The 16,319-nt window shown below is 62.1% G+C and carries 13 protein-coding genes and 2 pseudogenes; 12 read left to right on the top strand and 3 right to left on the bottom strand.

The features are described from left to right. Positions 1-3 precede the first annotated feature (3 nt). The 7 genes and pseudogenes from ACPW74_RS02890 to ACPW74_RS02860 form a co-directional block, all read left to right on the top strand. Positions 4-576, top strand: a complete 573-nt coding sequence (locus tag ACPW74_RS02890; RefSeq protein WP_039040711.1) for a YajG family lipoprotein — start codon at positions 4-6, stop codon at positions 574-576. 14 nt (positions 577-590) lie between these two features. Then, complete coding sequence (locus tag ACPW74_RS02885; protein ID WP_010673361.1) at positions 591-1,142, top strand: peptidylprolyl isomerase; 552 nt, start codon at positions 591-593, stop codon at positions 1,140-1,142. Positions 1,143-1,256: 114 nt separating this feature from the next. Further along, positions 1,257-1,586, top strand: a complete 330-nt coding sequence (locus tag ACPW74_RS02880; RefSeq protein ID WP_052816331.1) for a hypothetical protein — start codon at positions 1,257-1,259, stop codon at positions 1,584-1,586. Between the two features lie 85 nt (positions 1,587-1,671). Continuing rightward, the gene (locus tag ACPW74_RS02875; RefSeq protein WP_048208191.1) at positions 1,672-3,075 is read left to right on the top strand and encodes an AmpG family muropeptide MFS transporter; all 1,404 of its coding nucleotides are present in this window, start codon (positions 1,672-1,674) and stop codon (positions 3,073-3,075) included. Between the two features lie 156 nt (positions 3,076-3,231). Beyond that, a pseudogene (locus ACPW74_RS02870) lies at positions 3,232-3,525 on the top strand (outer membrane protein OmpK); the annotation flags it as partial. Between the two features lie 92 nt (positions 3,526-3,617). Further along, positions 3,618-4,760, top strand: a complete 1,143-nt coding sequence (locus ACPW74_RS02865) for an IS4 family transposase (RefSeq protein WP_041205622.1) — start codon at positions 3,618-3,620, stop codon at positions 4,758-4,760. Positions 4,761-4,786: 26 nt separating this feature from the next. Next, positions 4,787-5,344: pseudogene (locus tag ACPW74_RS02860) on the top strand (outer membrane protein OmpK); the annotation flags it as partial. Between the two features lie 102 nt (positions 5,345-5,446). Here ACPW74_RS02860 and ACPW74_RS02855 read toward each other — a convergent pair. Next, complete coding sequence (locus ACPW74_RS02855) at positions 5,447-5,929, bottom strand: YajQ family cyclic di-GMP-binding protein (RefSeq protein ID WP_010673357.1); 483 nt, start codon at positions 5,927-5,929, stop codon at positions 5,447-5,449. A gap of 358 nt (positions 5,930-6,287) precedes the next feature. Between ACPW74_RS02855 and ACPW74_RS02850 the strand changes: the two genes are divergently transcribed. From ACPW74_RS02850 to ACPW74_RS02840, 3 genes are all read left to right on the top strand, one after another. Further along, the gene (locus ACPW74_RS02850; RefSeq protein ID WP_039040714.1) at positions 6,288-7,235 is read left to right on the top strand and encodes a ketopantoate reductase family protein; all 948 of its coding nucleotides are present in this window, start codon (positions 6,288-6,290) and stop codon (positions 7,233-7,235) included. A gap of 30 nt (positions 7,236-7,265) precedes the next feature. Next, positions 7,266-7,841: a DJ-1 family glyoxalase III gene (locus tag ACPW74_RS02845; RefSeq protein WP_052816332.1), complete on the top strand. Its 576-nt coding sequence runs from the start codon at positions 7,266-7,268 to the stop codon at positions 7,839-7,841. Between the two features lie 319 nt (positions 7,842-8,160). Beyond that, the gene (locus tag ACPW74_RS02840) at positions 8,161-9,651 is read left to right on the top strand and encodes a SulP family inorganic anion transporter (protein ID WP_425858551.1); all 1,491 of its coding nucleotides are present in this window, start codon (positions 8,161-8,163) and stop codon (positions 9,649-9,651) included. Between the two features lie 145 nt (positions 9,652-9,796). Here ACPW74_RS02840 and ACPW74_RS02835 read toward each other — a convergent pair whose 3' ends face one another. Together ACPW74_RS02835 and ACPW74_RS02830 are read right to left on the bottom strand one after the other, a co-directional pair. Then, entirely contained in the window at positions 9,797-10,876 is a 1,080-nt protein-coding gene (locus ACPW74_RS02835; RefSeq protein WP_425858550.1) for an ATP-binding protein, read from the bottom strand. Further along, positions 10,873-11,601, bottom strand: coding sequence for a response regulator (locus ACPW74_RS02830; protein ID WP_270807237.1), 729 nt, complete (start codon positions 11,599-11,601; stop codon positions 10,873-10,875). Before ACPW74_RS02830 ends, ACPW74_RS02835 begins: the two co-directional genes overlap by 4 nt. Before the next feature lie 155 nt (positions 11,602-11,756). Between ACPW74_RS02830 and ACPW74_RS02825 the strand changes: the two genes are divergently transcribed. Next, positions 11,757-12,914 carry an efflux RND transporter periplasmic adaptor subunit gene (locus ACPW74_RS02825; RefSeq protein ID WP_425858549.1) on the top strand — a complete coding sequence of 386 codons (1,158 nt, stop codon included), beginning with the start codon at positions 11,757-11,759 and terminating at the stop codon, positions 12,912-12,914. 15 nt (positions 12,915-12,929) lie between these two features. After that, the gene (locus ACPW74_RS02820) at positions 12,930-16,058 is read left to right on the top strand and encodes a multidrug efflux RND transporter permease subunit (protein ID WP_425858548.1); all 3,129 of its coding nucleotides are present in this window, start codon (positions 12,930-12,932) and stop codon (positions 16,056-16,058) included. The last annotated feature ends 261 nt before the right edge of the window (positions 16,059-16,319 follow it).

Raw genomic sequence — 16,319 nt, 5'->3', positions numbered from 1 at the left:
ATGATGAAAAAGTCACTCTTGCTGCTGGCCGCTCTGGTATTGGGCGGTTGTGCTACTCACTGGCCCGAGAGCGCCCTGCTCAACCCGCAAGTCATCCCCTCCAACCAGCAGTACTACTCCGGCAACCGCATCACCATGGAAGGGGTGGACAAGCGTGAAGCCGCCTATGTCTTCTCCATCAAGAAGAAAGAGAAGGCTCCTGTGCTGGTGAACAGCAGTCAGCCTCTCAACAGCCTGCTGGCTGAAAAACTGGCGGAAGGGCTGCGCAGCCAGGGCCTGGAAGTGGGCAACAGCGGCACCACCAACCTGACGTTGGCCATCTCCACTGCCGCCGTCACCGTGGAAGAGAAGACCTTCACCTATGTCACCAAGTCCCGCGTCAGCCTGCAGGTGATTGCGGACTTCCAGGGCAGCAAGCTGACCAAGCAGTTCAACATGTCCTCCAGCAAGGAGGGCCCGGGCGAACCGAGCATGGCCGATCTGGAATCCACTCTGAACCAGCAGCTGGGCAGCGTGCTGCAGCAGATCATGGCCGACGAGGCGCTGCGCGGTTATCTCAAGGGTCAGCCGAGCTGAGCGAGGATATATAAATGAAGAAACTCTGGTTACTGGTCACCCTGATCGCCCCCCTGGCTTTTGCCGGTCAAAAAGTCCAGATGGAGACCAACCATGGCACCATCGTCGTGGAGCTGGCCCCCAAACAGGCGCCCCAGACCGTGAAGAACTTCCTGCGCTACGTGGCAGACGGCAGCTATGACGGCAGCCTGTTCCACCGGGTGATCCAGAACTTCGTGGTGCAGGGTGGGGGCTACAACCAGCAGTTCCAGCCCCTGCCGACCTTCGATCCCGTGGTCAACGAGTCCAGAGGCGGCCTGCCCAACAAGCGCGGCACCATCGCCATGGCCCGCACCCAGGCGGTCGACAGCGCCACTCGCCAGTTCTATTTCAATCTGGTGGACAACGACAACCTCAACGCCAATGCCGGCGCCGGTTACACCGTGTTCGGCCAGGTCGTGAAGGGGATGGAGGTGCTGGACAAACTGGCCCAGGTCCAGACCGGCTACAGCTCCATCCTGCGTGCCAACGACGTCCCCACCAGCCCCATCATCCTGAAGAAAGTGGTGCTGCTCGCGGACAAATAACGCGGCCCGGATCACATTCCACCGCGTCCCTGAACGGGTCACCGGTCTCTTTTTCTATACTCTGCTCCCCGATGTGTGCCACGCATCGGGGAGCAGAACCAGAAGGAGGAGCCGGTGACCTGTCATGATTACATAACCCAACACGCCGGCCCGCTGGCCCAGGCGGTTCGCCATTTTCTGGCACGCAAGATTCCCTATCAGCAGCTGGAAGACTTGAGTTGGCAGCTCCTCTCCCACTGGCAGGCGCTCTGCGTGATCCCCATGGACAAAACCCCCGCCAACGCACAGGAAGGAGTGTTCTGGCATCTGCTTCACAGCCTGCACCTGTGGGATGAGCAGCGCCTCCTCTGTGATGACGCGCTGCGCCTGCAACTCATGGCCTGCGCCAATTTTCTCGCCGACGGGGGCCCCTGCCCGCACCACTGCATCGGCTCACGTCCCTGAAACCTGCCGCCCGCCACTCGGCTTGCCTTGGCTACGCCTGCCGAACCTGACAAAATGACCCCCTTTTCCCAGAGGAGTCAGGCTGTTGAACAATCTCCGCCCGCCCAGCCACACACCGGGCCGCGCCACCCGCTGGCGAGATGCCCTCGCCGTCTATCTGGAAGCGCGGGTACTCATCCTGTTCGCCATGGGATTCTCCTCCGGCCTGCCCTTGCTGCTGGTCTTTGGCACCCTCTCGTTCTGGCTGCGCGAGGCGGATGTCAGCCTGACCGACATCGGTTACATGAGCTGGGTTGCACTGGCCTACGGTTTCAAGTGGCTGTGGTCGCCCCTGGTGGATCGGCTGCCCCTGCCCCTGCTGTCACGGCTGCTTGGGCGACGACGCAGTTGGATGCTGTTCTCCCAGGTGCTGATCGCCCTCTCCCTGGTGGGGATGGCCTATTGCGATCCCAAGACCCAGCTCGCCCAACTGGCCCTCTTCGCCCTGCTGGTGGCTTTCTCCTCTGCCACCCAGGACATCGTCATCGATGCCTATCGCATCGAATCCGCTCCCGAGCGGCTGCAGGCGGCCATGGCCGCTTCTTATATGACGGGGTATCGACTCGCCATGATCATGGCGGGAGCGGGGGCGCTGGCGCTGGCGGCCTGGCTCGGCAGCAACAGCGGCTATGACTATCGCGGCTGGCAGCTCACCTATCTGCTGATGGGAGGGCTGATGTCTCTTGGCATCCTCACCACCCTGATGAGTCACGAGCCGCAGATCGATCTCAAGAGTCAGGACGAGCAGCAGATGGCGCGCAAGGCTACCCTGCTGGCACGGGGTTGGTCACCCACGCTGGCCGGGCTGGGGGCCTGGACCTACGAGGCCATCTGGTGTCCCTTCGCCGACTTCTTTCGCCGCTACGGCTCCTCGGCCCTGCTGATCCTCGGGCTTATCGCCTGCTATCGCATCTCGGACGTGGTGATGGGGGTGATGTCCAACAGCTTCTATGTGGATCTGCAGTTCAGCAAGACGGAAGTGGCCACCATCACCAAGGTCTATGGTGTCATCATGACGCTGGTGGGAGCCGCGCTCGGGGGCGTGCTGGTGATGCGCTTTGGCACCCTGCGCATCCTGTTCCTCGGCGCCGTGCTGACCGCCAGCACCAATCTGCTGTTCGCTCTCCTCAACGAAGTGGGCCACAACCTGGAGCTGCTGACTCTGATCATCTCGCTGGACAACCTCAGCGCCGGCATAGCGACGGCTGCGTTTGTAACCTATCTATCGAGCCTCACCAACGTAGCCTTCTCCGCCACCCAGTACGCCCTGTTCAGCTCCATCATGCTGTTGCTGCCCAAGTTGCTGGCGGGGTTTTCTGGTCGCGTGGTGGAGCAGATCGGCTACAGCCACTTCTTCATCGGCACCAGTCTGCTCGGCATTCCGGTGATGATCCTGATCATCATGGTTGCCAAACGAGGCAGCACCTTGTCACCACAAACGCACAAATAGCAAGCGTTTGCGCATTTTAGGGGGTGATTAGATTCACAAATCCTGACAAAGTTCCCTGGTGCTTGTTTATCCGTTGAATTTATTTGGCTAGAATCCCTCCCGCTCCTTGTGGGCAGGCTACGGAAAACCTCAACTAACGCACAAGAGACCAATAAAATGGCCAAATTTACCAAGACTCTGATCGCTGCCGGTCTGCTGGCTGCCTCCGCCACCCCGGCCTTCGCTGCCGACTACAGCGGCGACATCCACAAGAACGACTACAAGTGGATGCAGTTCAACGTGATGCACACCATCGACCAACGTCCTTTCACTGCAGGTGCTGAAGATTACAACGACACCTACTTCGAAATGGAATTCGGTGGTCGCTCCGGCCTGTTTGACCTGTACGGTTACGTCGACGTCTTCGATATCTTCGACTCCCGTCACAGCGACAAGCACAAGGGTCAGAACCCTTAACCATCCCCTCGTATGAGCGAGGCGTGGCGCGGCTTCTGAGGTATGATCGCCATCCTTGACCAGCTAATACCCGACAGATAATCGCCATGTTTAACCACGATCTAATCCTCAACCACATCAACGAGATATTTGGACAGGACATGCATGCCAAGCGTGTTCTTTCCCTGGCCAATGCAACCCTCGGGGTTATCGAATCCGGTTCGCTGGCCATCCACGCCATCGGGAATGGTCTCTCCTTGGCCAATGGTCTCGAGCGCAAACATGCGGTGAAACAGGTGGACCGCCTGCTCACTAACACCAAGCTCAACGTCTGGAGCCTCTTTGACGATTGGGTTCCCTATGTGGTCGGTGAACGCACCGAGATCGTGGTATCCATGGACTGGACCGAATTCGATGCCGATGATCACAGCACCTTGGTTATCAGCCTGCAAACCAACCATGGCCGCAGTACTCCGCTGCTGTGGAAAACCCATCGAAAATCGTTGCTCAAAGGGCAACGCAATGCCCATGAGAAAGAGCTGCTCACCAAACTCAAGCAGACCCTGCCAGAAGGTATCTTCGTGACGGTAGTCGCTGACCGTGGGTTTGGTTACATGGAGCTGTTCGAGCGCCTGGAACAAGAGCTAGGCTTTGCCTATATCATTAGATTTAAAGGAAATATTTTGGTTGGTTACTCTGGTGGAGAGCAGGTTCCCGCCCGCGACTGGCTAACGCCGACCGGGCGCACCCGAACCCTCAAGGAGGTGGAGCTCACTGGGCAACGACAGCCTGTCGAGCGGGTCTATTGTTGTCACAAGAGTGGCATGAAAGACGCGTGGTTTCTGGCCAGTAACCGGACCGATCTGAGTGCCGCCAAGGCGTTGCAACTATACGGCCAGCGCTGGGGTATCGAGACCAGTTTTCGGGATATCAAAGATTACAAATTCGGCATGGGTATGGGAGATGTGCACATCAGTAATCCGGTCCGGCGTGACCGACTGTTTTTGTTCAGTGCCTTGGCCATCGTCTTGCTGACGCTGCTGGGTAAGGCTGGAGACAGTGTCGGTCTAGAGAGAACGATCAAGGTCAATACCAGCAAGAGCCGAACCTATTCGTTCTTTCGGCAAGGGGTCATCTATTACCAGTTGCTGCCTAAAATGAAAGAAGCCAATGCGGTCTTGTTGATGGATAAATTTATCTACTACCTGAAGCAACACCGCTTATATACCCGCACACTTGGAATTATTTGAGTCTCTAAAAATGAGGGGATCTCTGAGGTCAGAACCTGTTCATGAAGTTTGCGCCGCGTATGTCTCTGGATGCGCTGACTGGTAAAGATCTCTCCTTCGGTCCGGTGCAAGAGGTTTACATCGCCTCTCTGAACAACATCGGCGACAACCAGATGGAAAACATGATCGGTCTGGGTGCTGATGTACAAGTGCCTTGGTTCGGCAAAGTGGGCATGAACCTGTATGCTCGTCACGCCACCGAAAACCAGTTCTTCACCGAAGAAGAGGGTGAGTGGAACGGTTACTGGTTCGCCATGAACTGGTTCAAGCCTTTCTACACCTTCAGCAACGGCAGCTTCGTCTCCTATCAGGGTTACCTGGACTACGCCTTCGACTTGGACACCCACAACCGTGCTGACCGTACCAGCGACAACCTGGCTACCTTCCACGGTATCTACTGGCACTCCGACCGCTACGCCGTCGGTTACGGCCTGAAGTACTTCATGGATGCCTACGGCACCAAAGACGGTTCCACCGCCTACGACGGTACCCCGTGGAAGAGCTCTGGCTTCAGCCACTACTTCTCCGTGACCTACAAGTTCTAATCGAACTCGTCACACGGATACAAAAAACCGGAGCAGCTGCTCCGGTTTTTTTATGCCCTCATGCTGGCAGTGGGGGGAGAGCCGCGCCCTCCCCGTTCGCCATCAGTCGCGGAAGTTCTGGAACTGCATCGGCTGGCCCAGTTCGGCGCCACGCACCAAGGCCATGGTCTCTTGCAGATCGTCGCGCTTCTTGCCGGTGACCCGCACCTCGTCGCCCTGGATGGCAGCCTGCACCTTGATCTTGGAGTCCTTGATGAGCTTCACCAGCTTCTTGGCCACTTCCTTGTCGATCCCCTGCTTGAACTTCACGGTCAGGTGGAAACGTTTGCCGGAGTGGACGCTGTCACCCACATCCATGGAACTGTTCTCGATCTGGCGCTTGAGCAGGGCGCCGCGCAGGATCTCGACCATCTGCTTGAGCTGGAAATCGGCATCGGCTTCCAGCTTCACTTCTTCCTTGTTCAATTCGAAGCTGGCTTCCACACCACGAAAATCGAAACGGGTCGCCAGTTCACGGTTGGCGTTATCAACGGCGTTCAACACCTCGTTCATTTTGACTTCAGAGACAATATCGAATGACGGCATAGCCGGGCTCCTCATGCTGTACTTCAGGTTGTGCTGACAGGTGGGCAAATCTACCAGAAAACGGGCAAATTTGCTGATTTCGATGGGATTGCTCTGCTAGAATCCCCTGCGCACAGGAATGGTGAGACCCGTTAGAACCCGTTTAGGAGCGACCGCGAGAGGTCCGACACTCGGTGAAGTGCAGCCCAGACACCCGCATGTTCATGCATACATGAGGCTCCCTGGCTGCGCATGAACCTTGAGCACGACCCGGCAACCAGCTCATGCACCGGTTCCAGGTATTCACCAAGCGACATCTTCCCTTATCCCGGGTTGGCGGTTGACAGGATGGCAGCCCTTCCCATGATCGAGCCTCTTCATGCCAAGCGGATTACGCGACAACAACCTGAAAACACGCCGTCACCCTGTCTCTCCCGAGTGGACCTTGCTGGGCTGCGGCGCCCTGGGCGGCGTCTTCGCCTCCCTGTTGACCCAAAGCGGCCAAGCAACCCGCCTCCTGCTGCGCGAGCGCCATCGTGCCACCTTGCACCCCGGCGTCGACTTTACCTCACTTGAGGGGCATACCCAGCTCCTGGCCATCGAACGCGCCTTCATCGACAAGCCGGGCAGCATCAAACGCCTGCTGGTGATGACCAAGGCGGGGCAGGTGATATCGGCCCTCACTCCCCTGGTCGGGCAACTGGCGGCAGGGGTGCCCATCGTGCTGCTGCACAACGGCATGGGGATCGCCGATCAGGTGGTCGCACTCTTCCCCGACAATCCGGTGATCGCCGGCGTCACCAGCCATGGCGCCATGCAGAGCGGCCACTTCGTGTTCCGCCACACCGGCAAGGGGGAGACCTGGCTGGGCCCAATCAACGAAGCGGCCCGTGCCCATGCCCACCTCGCCGACGAGCTGGCCAGCGCCCTGGGTCAGGCCGGTTGGGATGAGCAGATCCTGACACGTCAGTGGCAGAAACTCGCCGTCAACTGCGCCATCAATCCCCTCACCGCGCTCTACAAGCTCAAGAACGGCGAATTGGCCGGTCCGCGTTTTGCCGATGCCCTGCAGCAAATCTGCGTGGAAGTGGCTGACGTCATGCGGGCCGAAGGTCAGCCCACCGGCAGCGAAGAGCTGCTGCGCCGCGTCATGATGGTGGTGGAGCTCACCGCCGACAATTACTCTTCCATGTATCAGGACATGGAACAGGGCCGCGAGACCGAGATCGAAGCCATCACCGGCTTCCTGCTGGGCAAGGCCGCCCTTCACGGTATCGCGGTGCCGGTCAATCAGGGCCTCTATCAGGCCGTCAAAGAGAAGCGCTGAGCAGAGCAGCTGGCAAGCAAGGAGTGCAGGATGAGCGTACTGGTACTGGTGGCCCCCGGGTCGGAAGAGATAGAGACGGTTGCCATCGTCGATACCCTGGTTCGGGGTGGCATCGATGTGGTGCTGGCCTCCTGCTGCCCCACAGGAGCGCGCCAGATCCGCGCCTCTCGCGGGGTGCAACTGGTGGCGGATTGCCATCTCGACGAGCTGACCACCCGTGACTTCGATGCCATGGTCGTGCCGGGCGGTCTGCCTGGCAGCGAAGTGATCCGCGACACCCCCCTCGCCATCGACCTGCTACGGGAGCAGGCAGGCCTCGGCCGCTGGCGCGCCGCCATCTGCGCCGCACCCGCCGTGGTACTGCACCATCACGGCTTGCTGGGGAATGCGAGCACCACCTGCCATCCGGGCTTTCAGGCCCGTCTGCCCGCGACACAATTGAGCACGGCGCGGGTCGTGACCGATGAAGCCCATCGCCTGATCACCAGCCTGGGCCCGGGTACCGCCATCGAGTTCGCCCTCGAGATAGTACGGGTACTGCGAGGTGACGAGGCAGCCCGTACGGTGGCCGGTCCCATGGTGTTGCCCCCTTCGGTGTTGCCATAATCGCATCAATCACTTCTCTGAAAACGGCAGAGCCCCCTTGTTTGGTCTATGTTGGCTGCTCTTGTGCTAGATAAAACAATCCGGGCTTCCCCGGCCTGGCACCGGCTGTTAACATGCGCCCCTTATGCCTGTTATGTGCTCTGGGGTGGCCGTCACGCCGCCCTGACCCTGCCCTGTGCGGCCTCTGCCGCCTGACTCCGGTTATGCCGACCGGCCGGTTTACCCGGCCATCAACAGCCAATCCAACCCTGTGATCCCCGCCATTTCCCCTGATTTGCGGGCCTGTGGCCATGGATCCTCAACGAGCGAGAAAATCCCCATGCTGGAACGTGCAAGACAAGAGTGGTTCTCCAACATACGGGGCGATCTGCTGTCGGGCATCGTCGTCGCCCTGGCGCTGATCCCGGAGGCCATCGCCTTCTCCATCATTGCGGGCGTCGACCCCAAGGTCGGCCTCTATGCCTCCTTCTGCATCGCCGTGGTCATCGCCTTCGTCGGCGGTCGTCCCGGCATGATTTCCGCCGCCACCGGCGCCATGGCACTCCTGATGGTGACCCTGGTCAAGGAACATGGCCTGCAGTATCTGCTGGCAGCCACCCTGCTCACCGGCCTCTTCCAGATAGCGGCGGGCTACCTCAGGCTCGGCAGCCTGATGCGATTCGTCTCCCGCTCCGTGGTGACCGGCTTCGTCAACGCCCTGGCCATCCTTATCTTCATGGCCCAGCTGCCCGAGCTCACCAACTTCACCTGGCAGGTCTACGCCATGACCGCGGCCGGGCTTGGCATCATCTATCTGTTCCCGCTCGTTCCCGTGGTGGGCAAACTGCTCCCCTCCCCCCTGCTGTGCATCGTCATCCTGACGGCGGTGGCCATCACCCTGGGCATCGACATCCGTACCGTGGGCGACATGGGTGAGCTGCCCGATACCCTGCCGGTCTTCCTCTGGCCCGACGTGCCCCTCAATCTGGAGACCCTGGCCATCATCTTCCCCTACTCAGCGGGGCTGGCGGTGGTGGGACTGCTCGAGTCCATGATGACGGCAGCCATCGTCGACGAGATGACCGACACTCCAAGCGATCGCAACCGCGAGTGCAAGGGTCAGGGGATCGCCAACATCGGCGCCGGTCTGCTGGGAGGCATGGCGGGGTGCGCCATGATTGGCCAGTCCGTCATCAACATCAAATCCGGTGGCCGCGGCCGCCTCTCCACCTTCGTGGCGGGGACCCTGCTCATCCTGATGGTGGTCTTCATGGATGAGTGGATCCGTCAGATCCCCATGGCAGCCCTGGTGGCCGTGATGATCATGGTCTCCATCGGCACGTTTTCCTGGGAGTCGGTACGCAACCTGAAGAGCCACCCCCTCTCCACCAACCTGGTGATGGCTACCACCGTCGCCGTGGTGGTCGCGACCCACAACCTGGCACTCGGGGTCTTCGTGGGGGTGCTGCTCGCCTCCCTCTTCTTCGCCCACAAGGTTGCCCGCGTCATGCTGGTCAAGAGCGACAGCGAACGCAGCGGCGCCGTGCGTACCTATCTGGTGCGGGGCCAGGTCTTCTTTGCCAGCGCCGAGCAGTTCCTGGCCGGTTTCGATTTCAGGGAGGAAGTGGAGAAGGTGGTCATCGACCTGACGCACGCCCACTTCTGGGACATCACCGCCATCACGGCCCTCGACAAGGTGGTCATCAAGTTCCGCCGTGAGGGGAAAGAGGTGGCGGTCATCGGCCTGAACGACGCCAGTGCCACCCTGGTCGATCACTTTGCCATCCACGACAAATGCCAGGAGGGAGAGCCCCTGCTGGCCGAGCATTGATCCCGGTGCGCCCCATGAGGGCGCTGCCTGCAAGCCATAAAAAAAGCCCGTCTCTCCCCATGAGATGGGCTTTTTTGGGCTGTTGGATCACAGTCAACACACGCGCCTCGGCGCTCCCATCCTCAACCGATGCGGCAATGCGGGGTCATGACCTGCCGTCAGGGTGCAAGAGGGGCCAGGAAAGCAGGAACAGGGTGCCGCCCCGCCCGCCGGATTGGCAGACCGCACTGCCGCCGTGAGCCTCGGCAATGGCCTTGACCACGGCCAGCCCGAGCCCGCTGCCGCCACTCTTGCGTGAGCGTGACGGATCCCCCCGGCGAAACGCCTCGAAGATATGGGCGGCGACCTCCTCGCTGATGCCGGGCCCTTCGTCTTCCACGCTCAGGATGCACTGGGTGCCCGAACGATGCAGGCGCACTGTCAGCATGCCCGGCACCCCATGCTTCTGGGCATTTTCCAGCAGCGCCATCAGGGCCTGACGGATGCGAAGAGCATCGCAACAGACCCAGAGTTCGGCATCGAGCTCCCGTTTGAGGGTGAAACCGCTCGCAGCCAGGGGGGTGGCAAACGCCTCAAGCACCACGGCAAGCTCGTCGGCCAGCCTGATCGCCTCTCGTTGCAGCTCCAGGTGGCCGCTGTCGTTGAGACTGAGAACCCGCAAGTCTTCGATCAGGTGGGTCAATCCCTCCACCTGGCGCAACAAACCTTCAAAGAGCGCACGTTCTGGCGGAAATACCCCTTCGGCCAGCCCCTGCAAGCGGCCACGCAAGATGGTCACCGGGGTGCGCAATTCGTGGGCGATGGCGGCATTCCAGAACTCCCGCTCACGGGTCATGCTTTGCAGTCGCTCGGCCATGGTGTTGAAGTCCCGCACCAGTTGCGCCGTCTCCCCGATCGCCTGTTCATCCAGCGGCACGCGCGCATCGAGTTTGCCCTCTGCCACCTCTCGCAGGCTGTTCGCCACCGAATTGAGCGGGGTCAGGATGCGCCGAGAGAGGCGCACCGCCACGTACAGCGCCATCCCCAATGCAATAAGAATGGTCGAGCCGATCCAGATCATCTCGACCCTGGAGGGCATCCAGCTCTCGGAGATGCTGCCAGGCACATAGGTCACGGCAATGGCGTAGAACACATAGGTGCCGATCACCGCGAGGCAGATGATGCCGAGCGCCATCAGGCCCAGGGAGTGGATGATCTGCCTGCGCAGGCCGGGGGCCGATGTCACGCATCGCCCCCGAAGCGATAGCCGACGCCCCAGACACTGGCGGGCACCCCCTGGATGCCCTGTGCCTCCAGCTTCTTGCGCAGCTTGCTGATGTGGCTGTCCACCGTGCGCTCCTGGGTATCCCCCTCCGGCAGGCAGTGGGTCAGCAGTTCGGCGCGGCTGAACACCCGCTTGGGTACCCGCATCAGGGAGGCGAGCAACTTGAACTCGGTCAGGGTCAGATCCAGCACCTGCTGCCCCTCATCGCGGCAAATGCTGGCCTCGTGGCTCTCCAGATCGATCTGGAAGGGGCCGACCCGCAGCACCCGGGCCGTGGCCTGTTTCGCTGCCTGGCTGCGTCTGAGCACCGCCTGTACCCGGGCCACCACTTCGGCCGGGTTGAAGGGTTTGACCACATAGTCATCCGCCCCCATGTGCAGCCCCATCAGCTTGTCGAGGTCCTGATCCAGGGCGGTCAGCATGATCACCGGCGTGTCGCCACGGGCCCGGATCTCGCTGAGCACCTGCCAGCCGTCGAGCTGCGGCATCTGCACATCCAGCAGCAGGAGATCGGGTTTGCATGTCTGGTGCATGGCCAGGGCTTCGCGGCCATCGGCGGCATGCAAAGTGCGCAATCCGTGGCGTTGCAGGTAAGCGGCGAGGATGTCGGCTATCTCGGCTTCATCCTCTGCAATCAGTACCAGTGACTGGGCCGCCGGGTTGGCGGAAGCAGGAAGATACGACATGGTCGGCCTCGAAAATGGTGGGTTTGAACTTTATCACCGCCTCCATGGATTCTCCACAAAGCCTCGAATCATTCGCAATAGCCCCTCTCCATAATGCCCGCTCGATGTGCTCTCGCGGCAACACCATGCCCGGGAGGCGGTTTAACGAGGTGAATATGATGTTTGTCAAACAGCGGTATGCGGGCACCCTGCTCGCCGTCATTGCCGCATTCGGGTTGGCAGGTTGCGATGGGGCGTCGCAAGCGCAAGATGCGCCGGCCCTTCCTCAGGTGTCGGTGATGACGCTGGCAGGTCAGGACCTGGTCATCAGCGAGGATCTGCCCGCCCGGGTAGCCGCGGTGCGCAGCGCCGAAATTCGGGCCCAGATCAGCGGCATCGTGCAGCGCCGCCTGTTCGAGCAGGGTGCCGAGATCAACGCTGGCACCGTGCTGTTCCAGATAAATCCGGCCCCCTTCAAGGCGGATGTCGACAGCGCCGCCGCCGCATTGCAGCGCGCGGAGGCCGTGCTGGCCCGCGCCCGTATCCAGATTGACCGTCTGGTGCCGCTGCTGCGCACCGAGGCCATCAGCCGCCAGACCTATGACGATGCTGTCTCCCAGCGTGATCAGGCGGCCGCCGACGTGGCTCAGGCCAGGGCGACCCTGGCCCGGCACCAGCTGAACCTGCAATTTGCCAGCGTGGAGGCCCCCATCGCCGGGCGCATCGATCAGGCGCTGGTGAGTGAAGGGGCCCTGGTGTCCCCCACCGACGCCACCCCCATGGCCAGGATCCAGCAGATCGATCAGGTCTACGTCGATGTGCGTCAACCGGCCTCTGTGCTCGACACCCTGCGCCAGCAGGCTGGCTCGACGGCACCGGAACTGACGGTGGACATCCTCGGCAGCGACGGCAAGCCGCTCGGCATGCAGGGGCACATCCTCTTCTCCGGCATCGAGGTGGATGCCGGGACCGGTGACGTACTGCTGCGGGTACTGGTGGACAACCCGGAGCGGCGGCTCTTGCCCGGCCTCTACGTGCAGGCGCGCATTCCCCGGGCTCACTATGCCAACGCCCTGAGCGTGCCTCAGCAGGCGGTGGTGCGCACATCGGGCCAGACCAGCGTGTGGGTGGTGGATGGCCAGGGGCAGGCACAACTGGTTCCGGTCAACACCGCTGAACTGGTGAATAGCCAGTACCGCATCGCGTCCGGACTCAGCGCCGGACAGCGGGTGGTGATCGAGGGGATCGACCGCCTGACCCCGGGGACGCAAGTCATTGCCCATCCCTGGCAATCCCCCGCAGTCAGCCAGCAGGCTGACGCCGGCACCCGCTGAATCGGAGACATTTTCATGCCGCAGTTTTTCATTCATCGCCCGGTGTTTGCCTGGGTGATCGCCCTCTTCATCGTGCTGGCGGGGGTCATCGCCATCCCCAAGCTGCCCATCTCCCGCTATCCCTCGGTGGCGCCGGTGTCGGTGATCCTCTATGCCACCTATCCGGGCGCCACGCCGCAGACCCTGAACGATGCGGTGGTGAGCCTTATCGAGCGCGAGCTGTCTGGGGTGAAGAACCTGCTCTACTTCGAGTCGTCGGTAGATGCCTCCGGCAGCGCGCAGATCACCGCCACCTTCAAGCCGGGCACCGATCCGGAGCTGGCCCAGATGGACGTGCAAAACCGCATCAAGGCGGTCGAGCCTCGCTTGCCACAGGCGGTGCGGCAAACCGGCCTGCAGGTGGAGTCCGCCTCGTCCGGCTTTCTGATGATGGTCGGCATGACTTCACCGGATGGCCGCTTCGATGAGGTCGCGCTGAACGACTACATGGCGCGCAATATCGTGCAGGAGCTGCGCCGCATCGACGGCGTGGGGCGAGTGCAGCTGTTCGGCGCCGAGCAGGCCATGCGCATCTGGGTGGATCCGGGCAAACTCGCCGCCTACGGGTTGACCATCAGCGAGGTGGCGCAGGCCATCGAGCAGCAGAACGTGCAGATTGCACCGGGGCGCCTCGGCGACGAACCCGCCCTGCCTGGCCAGCGACTGACGGTTCCCCTCACGGTACAGGGGCAGCTGACCACTCCCGAGGCGTTCGCCGCCATCGTGCTGCGGGCCGGTAGTAATGGCGCCAAGCTGGTGCTGGGTGACGTGGCCCGGGTCGAGCTGGGGGCGCAATCCTACGCCTTTTCCAACCGCGAGAACGGGGTGGCTGCCACCAGCGCCGCCATTCAGCTCTCCCCCGGCGCCAACGCCGTGCGCACCGCCGATGCGGTGCGTACTCGCCTTGCCCAGCTCTCGCCAACCCTGCCGGCGGGCATGGCCTATTCGATCCCCTTTGACTCGGCCCCCTTCGTCAAGGTCTCCATCGACAAGGTGATCCACACCCTGCTGGAAGCCATGGTGCTGGTGTTCCTGGTGATGTTTCTCTTCCTGCAGAACCTGCGCTACACCCTGATCCCGGCCATCGTCGCCCCCATCGCCCTGCTTGGCACCTTCGCGGTGATGCTGCTGGCCGGTTTTTCGATCAACTCCCTGACCATGTTCGGCATGGTGCTGGCCATCGGTATCATCGTCGACGACGCCATCGTGGTGGTGGAGAACGTCGAGCGCCTGATGGCCACCCAGGGGCTATCGCCCAGGGAGGCGACATCGCGGGCCATGAAGGAGATCACCGGGGCGGTGATCGGCATCACCCTGGTGCTCACGGCGGTGTTCATCCCCATGGCGTTCGGCAGCGGCTCCGTGGGGGTCATCTACCAGCAGTTCACCCTGTCGATGGCGGTGTCGATCCTGATTTCCGCCTTCCTCGCCCTGACCCTGACACCTGCACTCTGCGCCACCCTGCTGCGTCCGGTCAGCCCGGATCACCATGAGAAGCGCGGTTTCTTCGGCGCCTTCAACCGGGGCGTAGAGCGGCTCACCACAGGCTACAGCGTTCGGGTCACCCGGCTGGTCGGGCGCAGCGGACGCATGATGGCGGCCTTCATCGCCCTCTGCGCCGTACTGGCCATTGCGGCCACCCAGCTGCCCTCCTCTTTCCTGCCGGACGAGGATCAGGGCTACTTCATGACCTCCATCCAGCTGCCGACCGGCGCCACCAGCGAGCGCACCCTGGCCGTCATCAAGGAGTTCGAGGCCCATGTAGCCTCTCGCGAGGCGCTCGACACCAACCTGGTGGTGCAGGGCTTCAGCTTCTCCGGCGCCGGCCCCAATGCGGCCATGGCCTTCACCATGCTCAAAGAGTGGGATCAGCGCCATGGTGCCACGGCTGCCGAAGAGGCGGAGCTGGCACAGGCCGCCATGGCCAACAGCAAGGAAGGCACTGTGATGAGCCTGTTGCCACCCGCCATCGACGAACTGGGCACCTCTTCGGGTTTCACGCTCTTCCTGCAAGACAGGGCCAACCAGGGGGAGGCCGCGCTGCAGGCCGCCCAGGCGCAACTGCTGGCACTGGCGGCCCAAAGCGAGGTGGTGAGCGATGTCTATCCCGACAGCCTGCCCCCCGGCGAGAGCATTCACCTCGAGATCAACCGGCAGAAGGCCGAGGCCATGGGGCTCTCGTTCACCAGCGTGAGCAGCACCCTGTCGGCGGCGATGGGGTCGCTCTACATCAACGACTTCCCCAACGGCGGGCACATGCAGCAGGTCATCCTGCAGGCCGACGTGTCAGCGCGCATGCAGCTCGATGACGTACTCGCCCTGCGGGTGCGCAATGCCAGCGGTGGCATGGTGCCCCTGCGGGAGGTGGTGACGCCGACCTGGCGCCAGTCGCCGCAACAGATGATACGTTTTGATGGTTTCCCCGCCGTGCGTCTTTCCGGGAGTGCCGCCACCGGGGTGTCCAGTGGCGCCGCGATGGCGGAAATGGATCGCCTGGTGGCGCAACTGCCGCCAGGCTTCGCCCTGGCCTGGACGGGGCAGTCATTGCAGGAGCGCCAGTCGGCGGCACAAGCCCCCCTGCTGATGCTGCTGTCGGCGCTGGTGGTCTTCCTGGTGCTGGCCGCGCTCTACGAGAGCTGGTCCATCCCGCTCTCGGTGATGCTGGTAGTCCCCCTGGGCCTGCTCGGCGCCGTGGCGGCGGTGATGCTTCGGGGCATGCCCAACGACGTCTTCTTCAAGGTGGGCATGATCACCATCATCGGTCTGTCGGCCAAGAACGCCATCCTCATCGTGGAGTTTGCGCGCCAGTTGCACGGCGAAGGGCGCTCGCTGCTTGATGCCGCTGTGACTGCCGCCCGCCTGCGTCTGCGCCCCATCCTGATGACGTCGCTGGCCTTTACCCTCGGCGTGGTGCCGCTGATGCTTGCCAGCGGTGCCAGCGCTGAGACCCAGCATGCCATCGGCACCGGCGTGTTCGGCGGCATGATCAGTGGCACCCTGCTAGCCATCTTCTTCGTGCCGGTCTTTTTTGTCTTCGTCATCGGCACCCAGGCGCGCATTCAGGCCTGGAGGGCCAGACGAGCCACGCAGCGGAGAGCGTCATGATGTTGCCCCCTGATGTCTGGCGCTCGGCAATGCCGGCAGGGGGCTGCAGGGAGTGGCTCTCAGCCCTCACTTCCAGTGTCATCACGGGCGCTGTGGTGGCGGCCAAGGTGAGAAGGCATGGGCTGGCAGGAGAGCACGGGAGGCGGGATTATCGTCACTGGCGGCAGCAATCTAACGGCCCAGACAATGACAGCGTTCAGACAACAGAGGCCATCGAGACCGTGAAAGAGACAGGCTCGGCGTTCGAGCCAGACATCCACC

Origin of the sequence: Aeromonas sp. INTO2, assembly GCF_049860605.1 — a bacterium.
In the GTDB taxonomy this organism is placed as follows: Bacteria; Pseudomonadota; Gammaproteobacteria; order Enterobacterales; family Aeromonadaceae; genus Aeromonas; species Aeromonas caviae.
The sequence above is the reverse complement of the archived record's forward strand: the minus strand, read 5'-3'. Positions and strand labels throughout refer to the sequence as shown.

Coding starts and splice junctions, on each gene's coding strand:
- ACPW74_RS02885 (WP_010673361.1), top strand. CDS start 591: ATGAAGAAACTCTGGTTACTGGTCACCCTGATCGCCCCCCTGGCTTTT.
- ACPW74_RS02865 (WP_041205622.1), top strand. CDS start 3,618: ATGTTTAACCACGATCTAATCCTCAACCACATCAACGAGATATTTGGA.
- ACPW74_RS02845 (WP_052816332.1), top strand. CDS start 7,266: ATGAGCGTACTGGTACTGGTGGCCCCCGGGTCGGAAGAGATAGAGACG.
- ACPW74_RS02825 (WP_425858549.1), top strand. CDS start 11,757: ATGATGTTTGTCAAACAGCGGTATGCGGGCACCCTGCTCGCCGTCATT.
- ACPW74_RS02855 (WP_010673357.1), bottom strand. CDS start 5,929: ATGCCGTCATTCGATATTGTCTCTGAAGTCAAAATGAACGAGGTGTTG.
- ACPW74_RS02820 (WP_425858548.1), top strand. CDS start 12,930: ATGCCGCAGTTTTTCATTCATCGCCCGGTGTTTGCCTGGGTGATCGCC.
- ACPW74_RS02830 (WP_270807237.1), bottom strand. CDS start 11,601: ATGTCGTATCTTCCTGCTTCCGCCAACCCGGCGGCCCAGTCACTGGTA.
- ACPW74_RS02850 (WP_039040714.1), top strand. CDS start 6,288: ATGCCAAGCGGATTACGCGACAACAACCTGAAAACACGCCGTCACCCT.
- ACPW74_RS02890 (WP_039040711.1), top strand. CDS start 4: ATGAAAAAGTCACTCTTGCTGCTGGCCGCTCTGGTATTGGGCGGTTGT.
- ACPW74_RS02840 (WP_425858551.1), top strand. CDS start 8,161: ATGCTGGAACGTGCAAGACAAGAGTGGTTCTCCAACATACGGGGCGAT.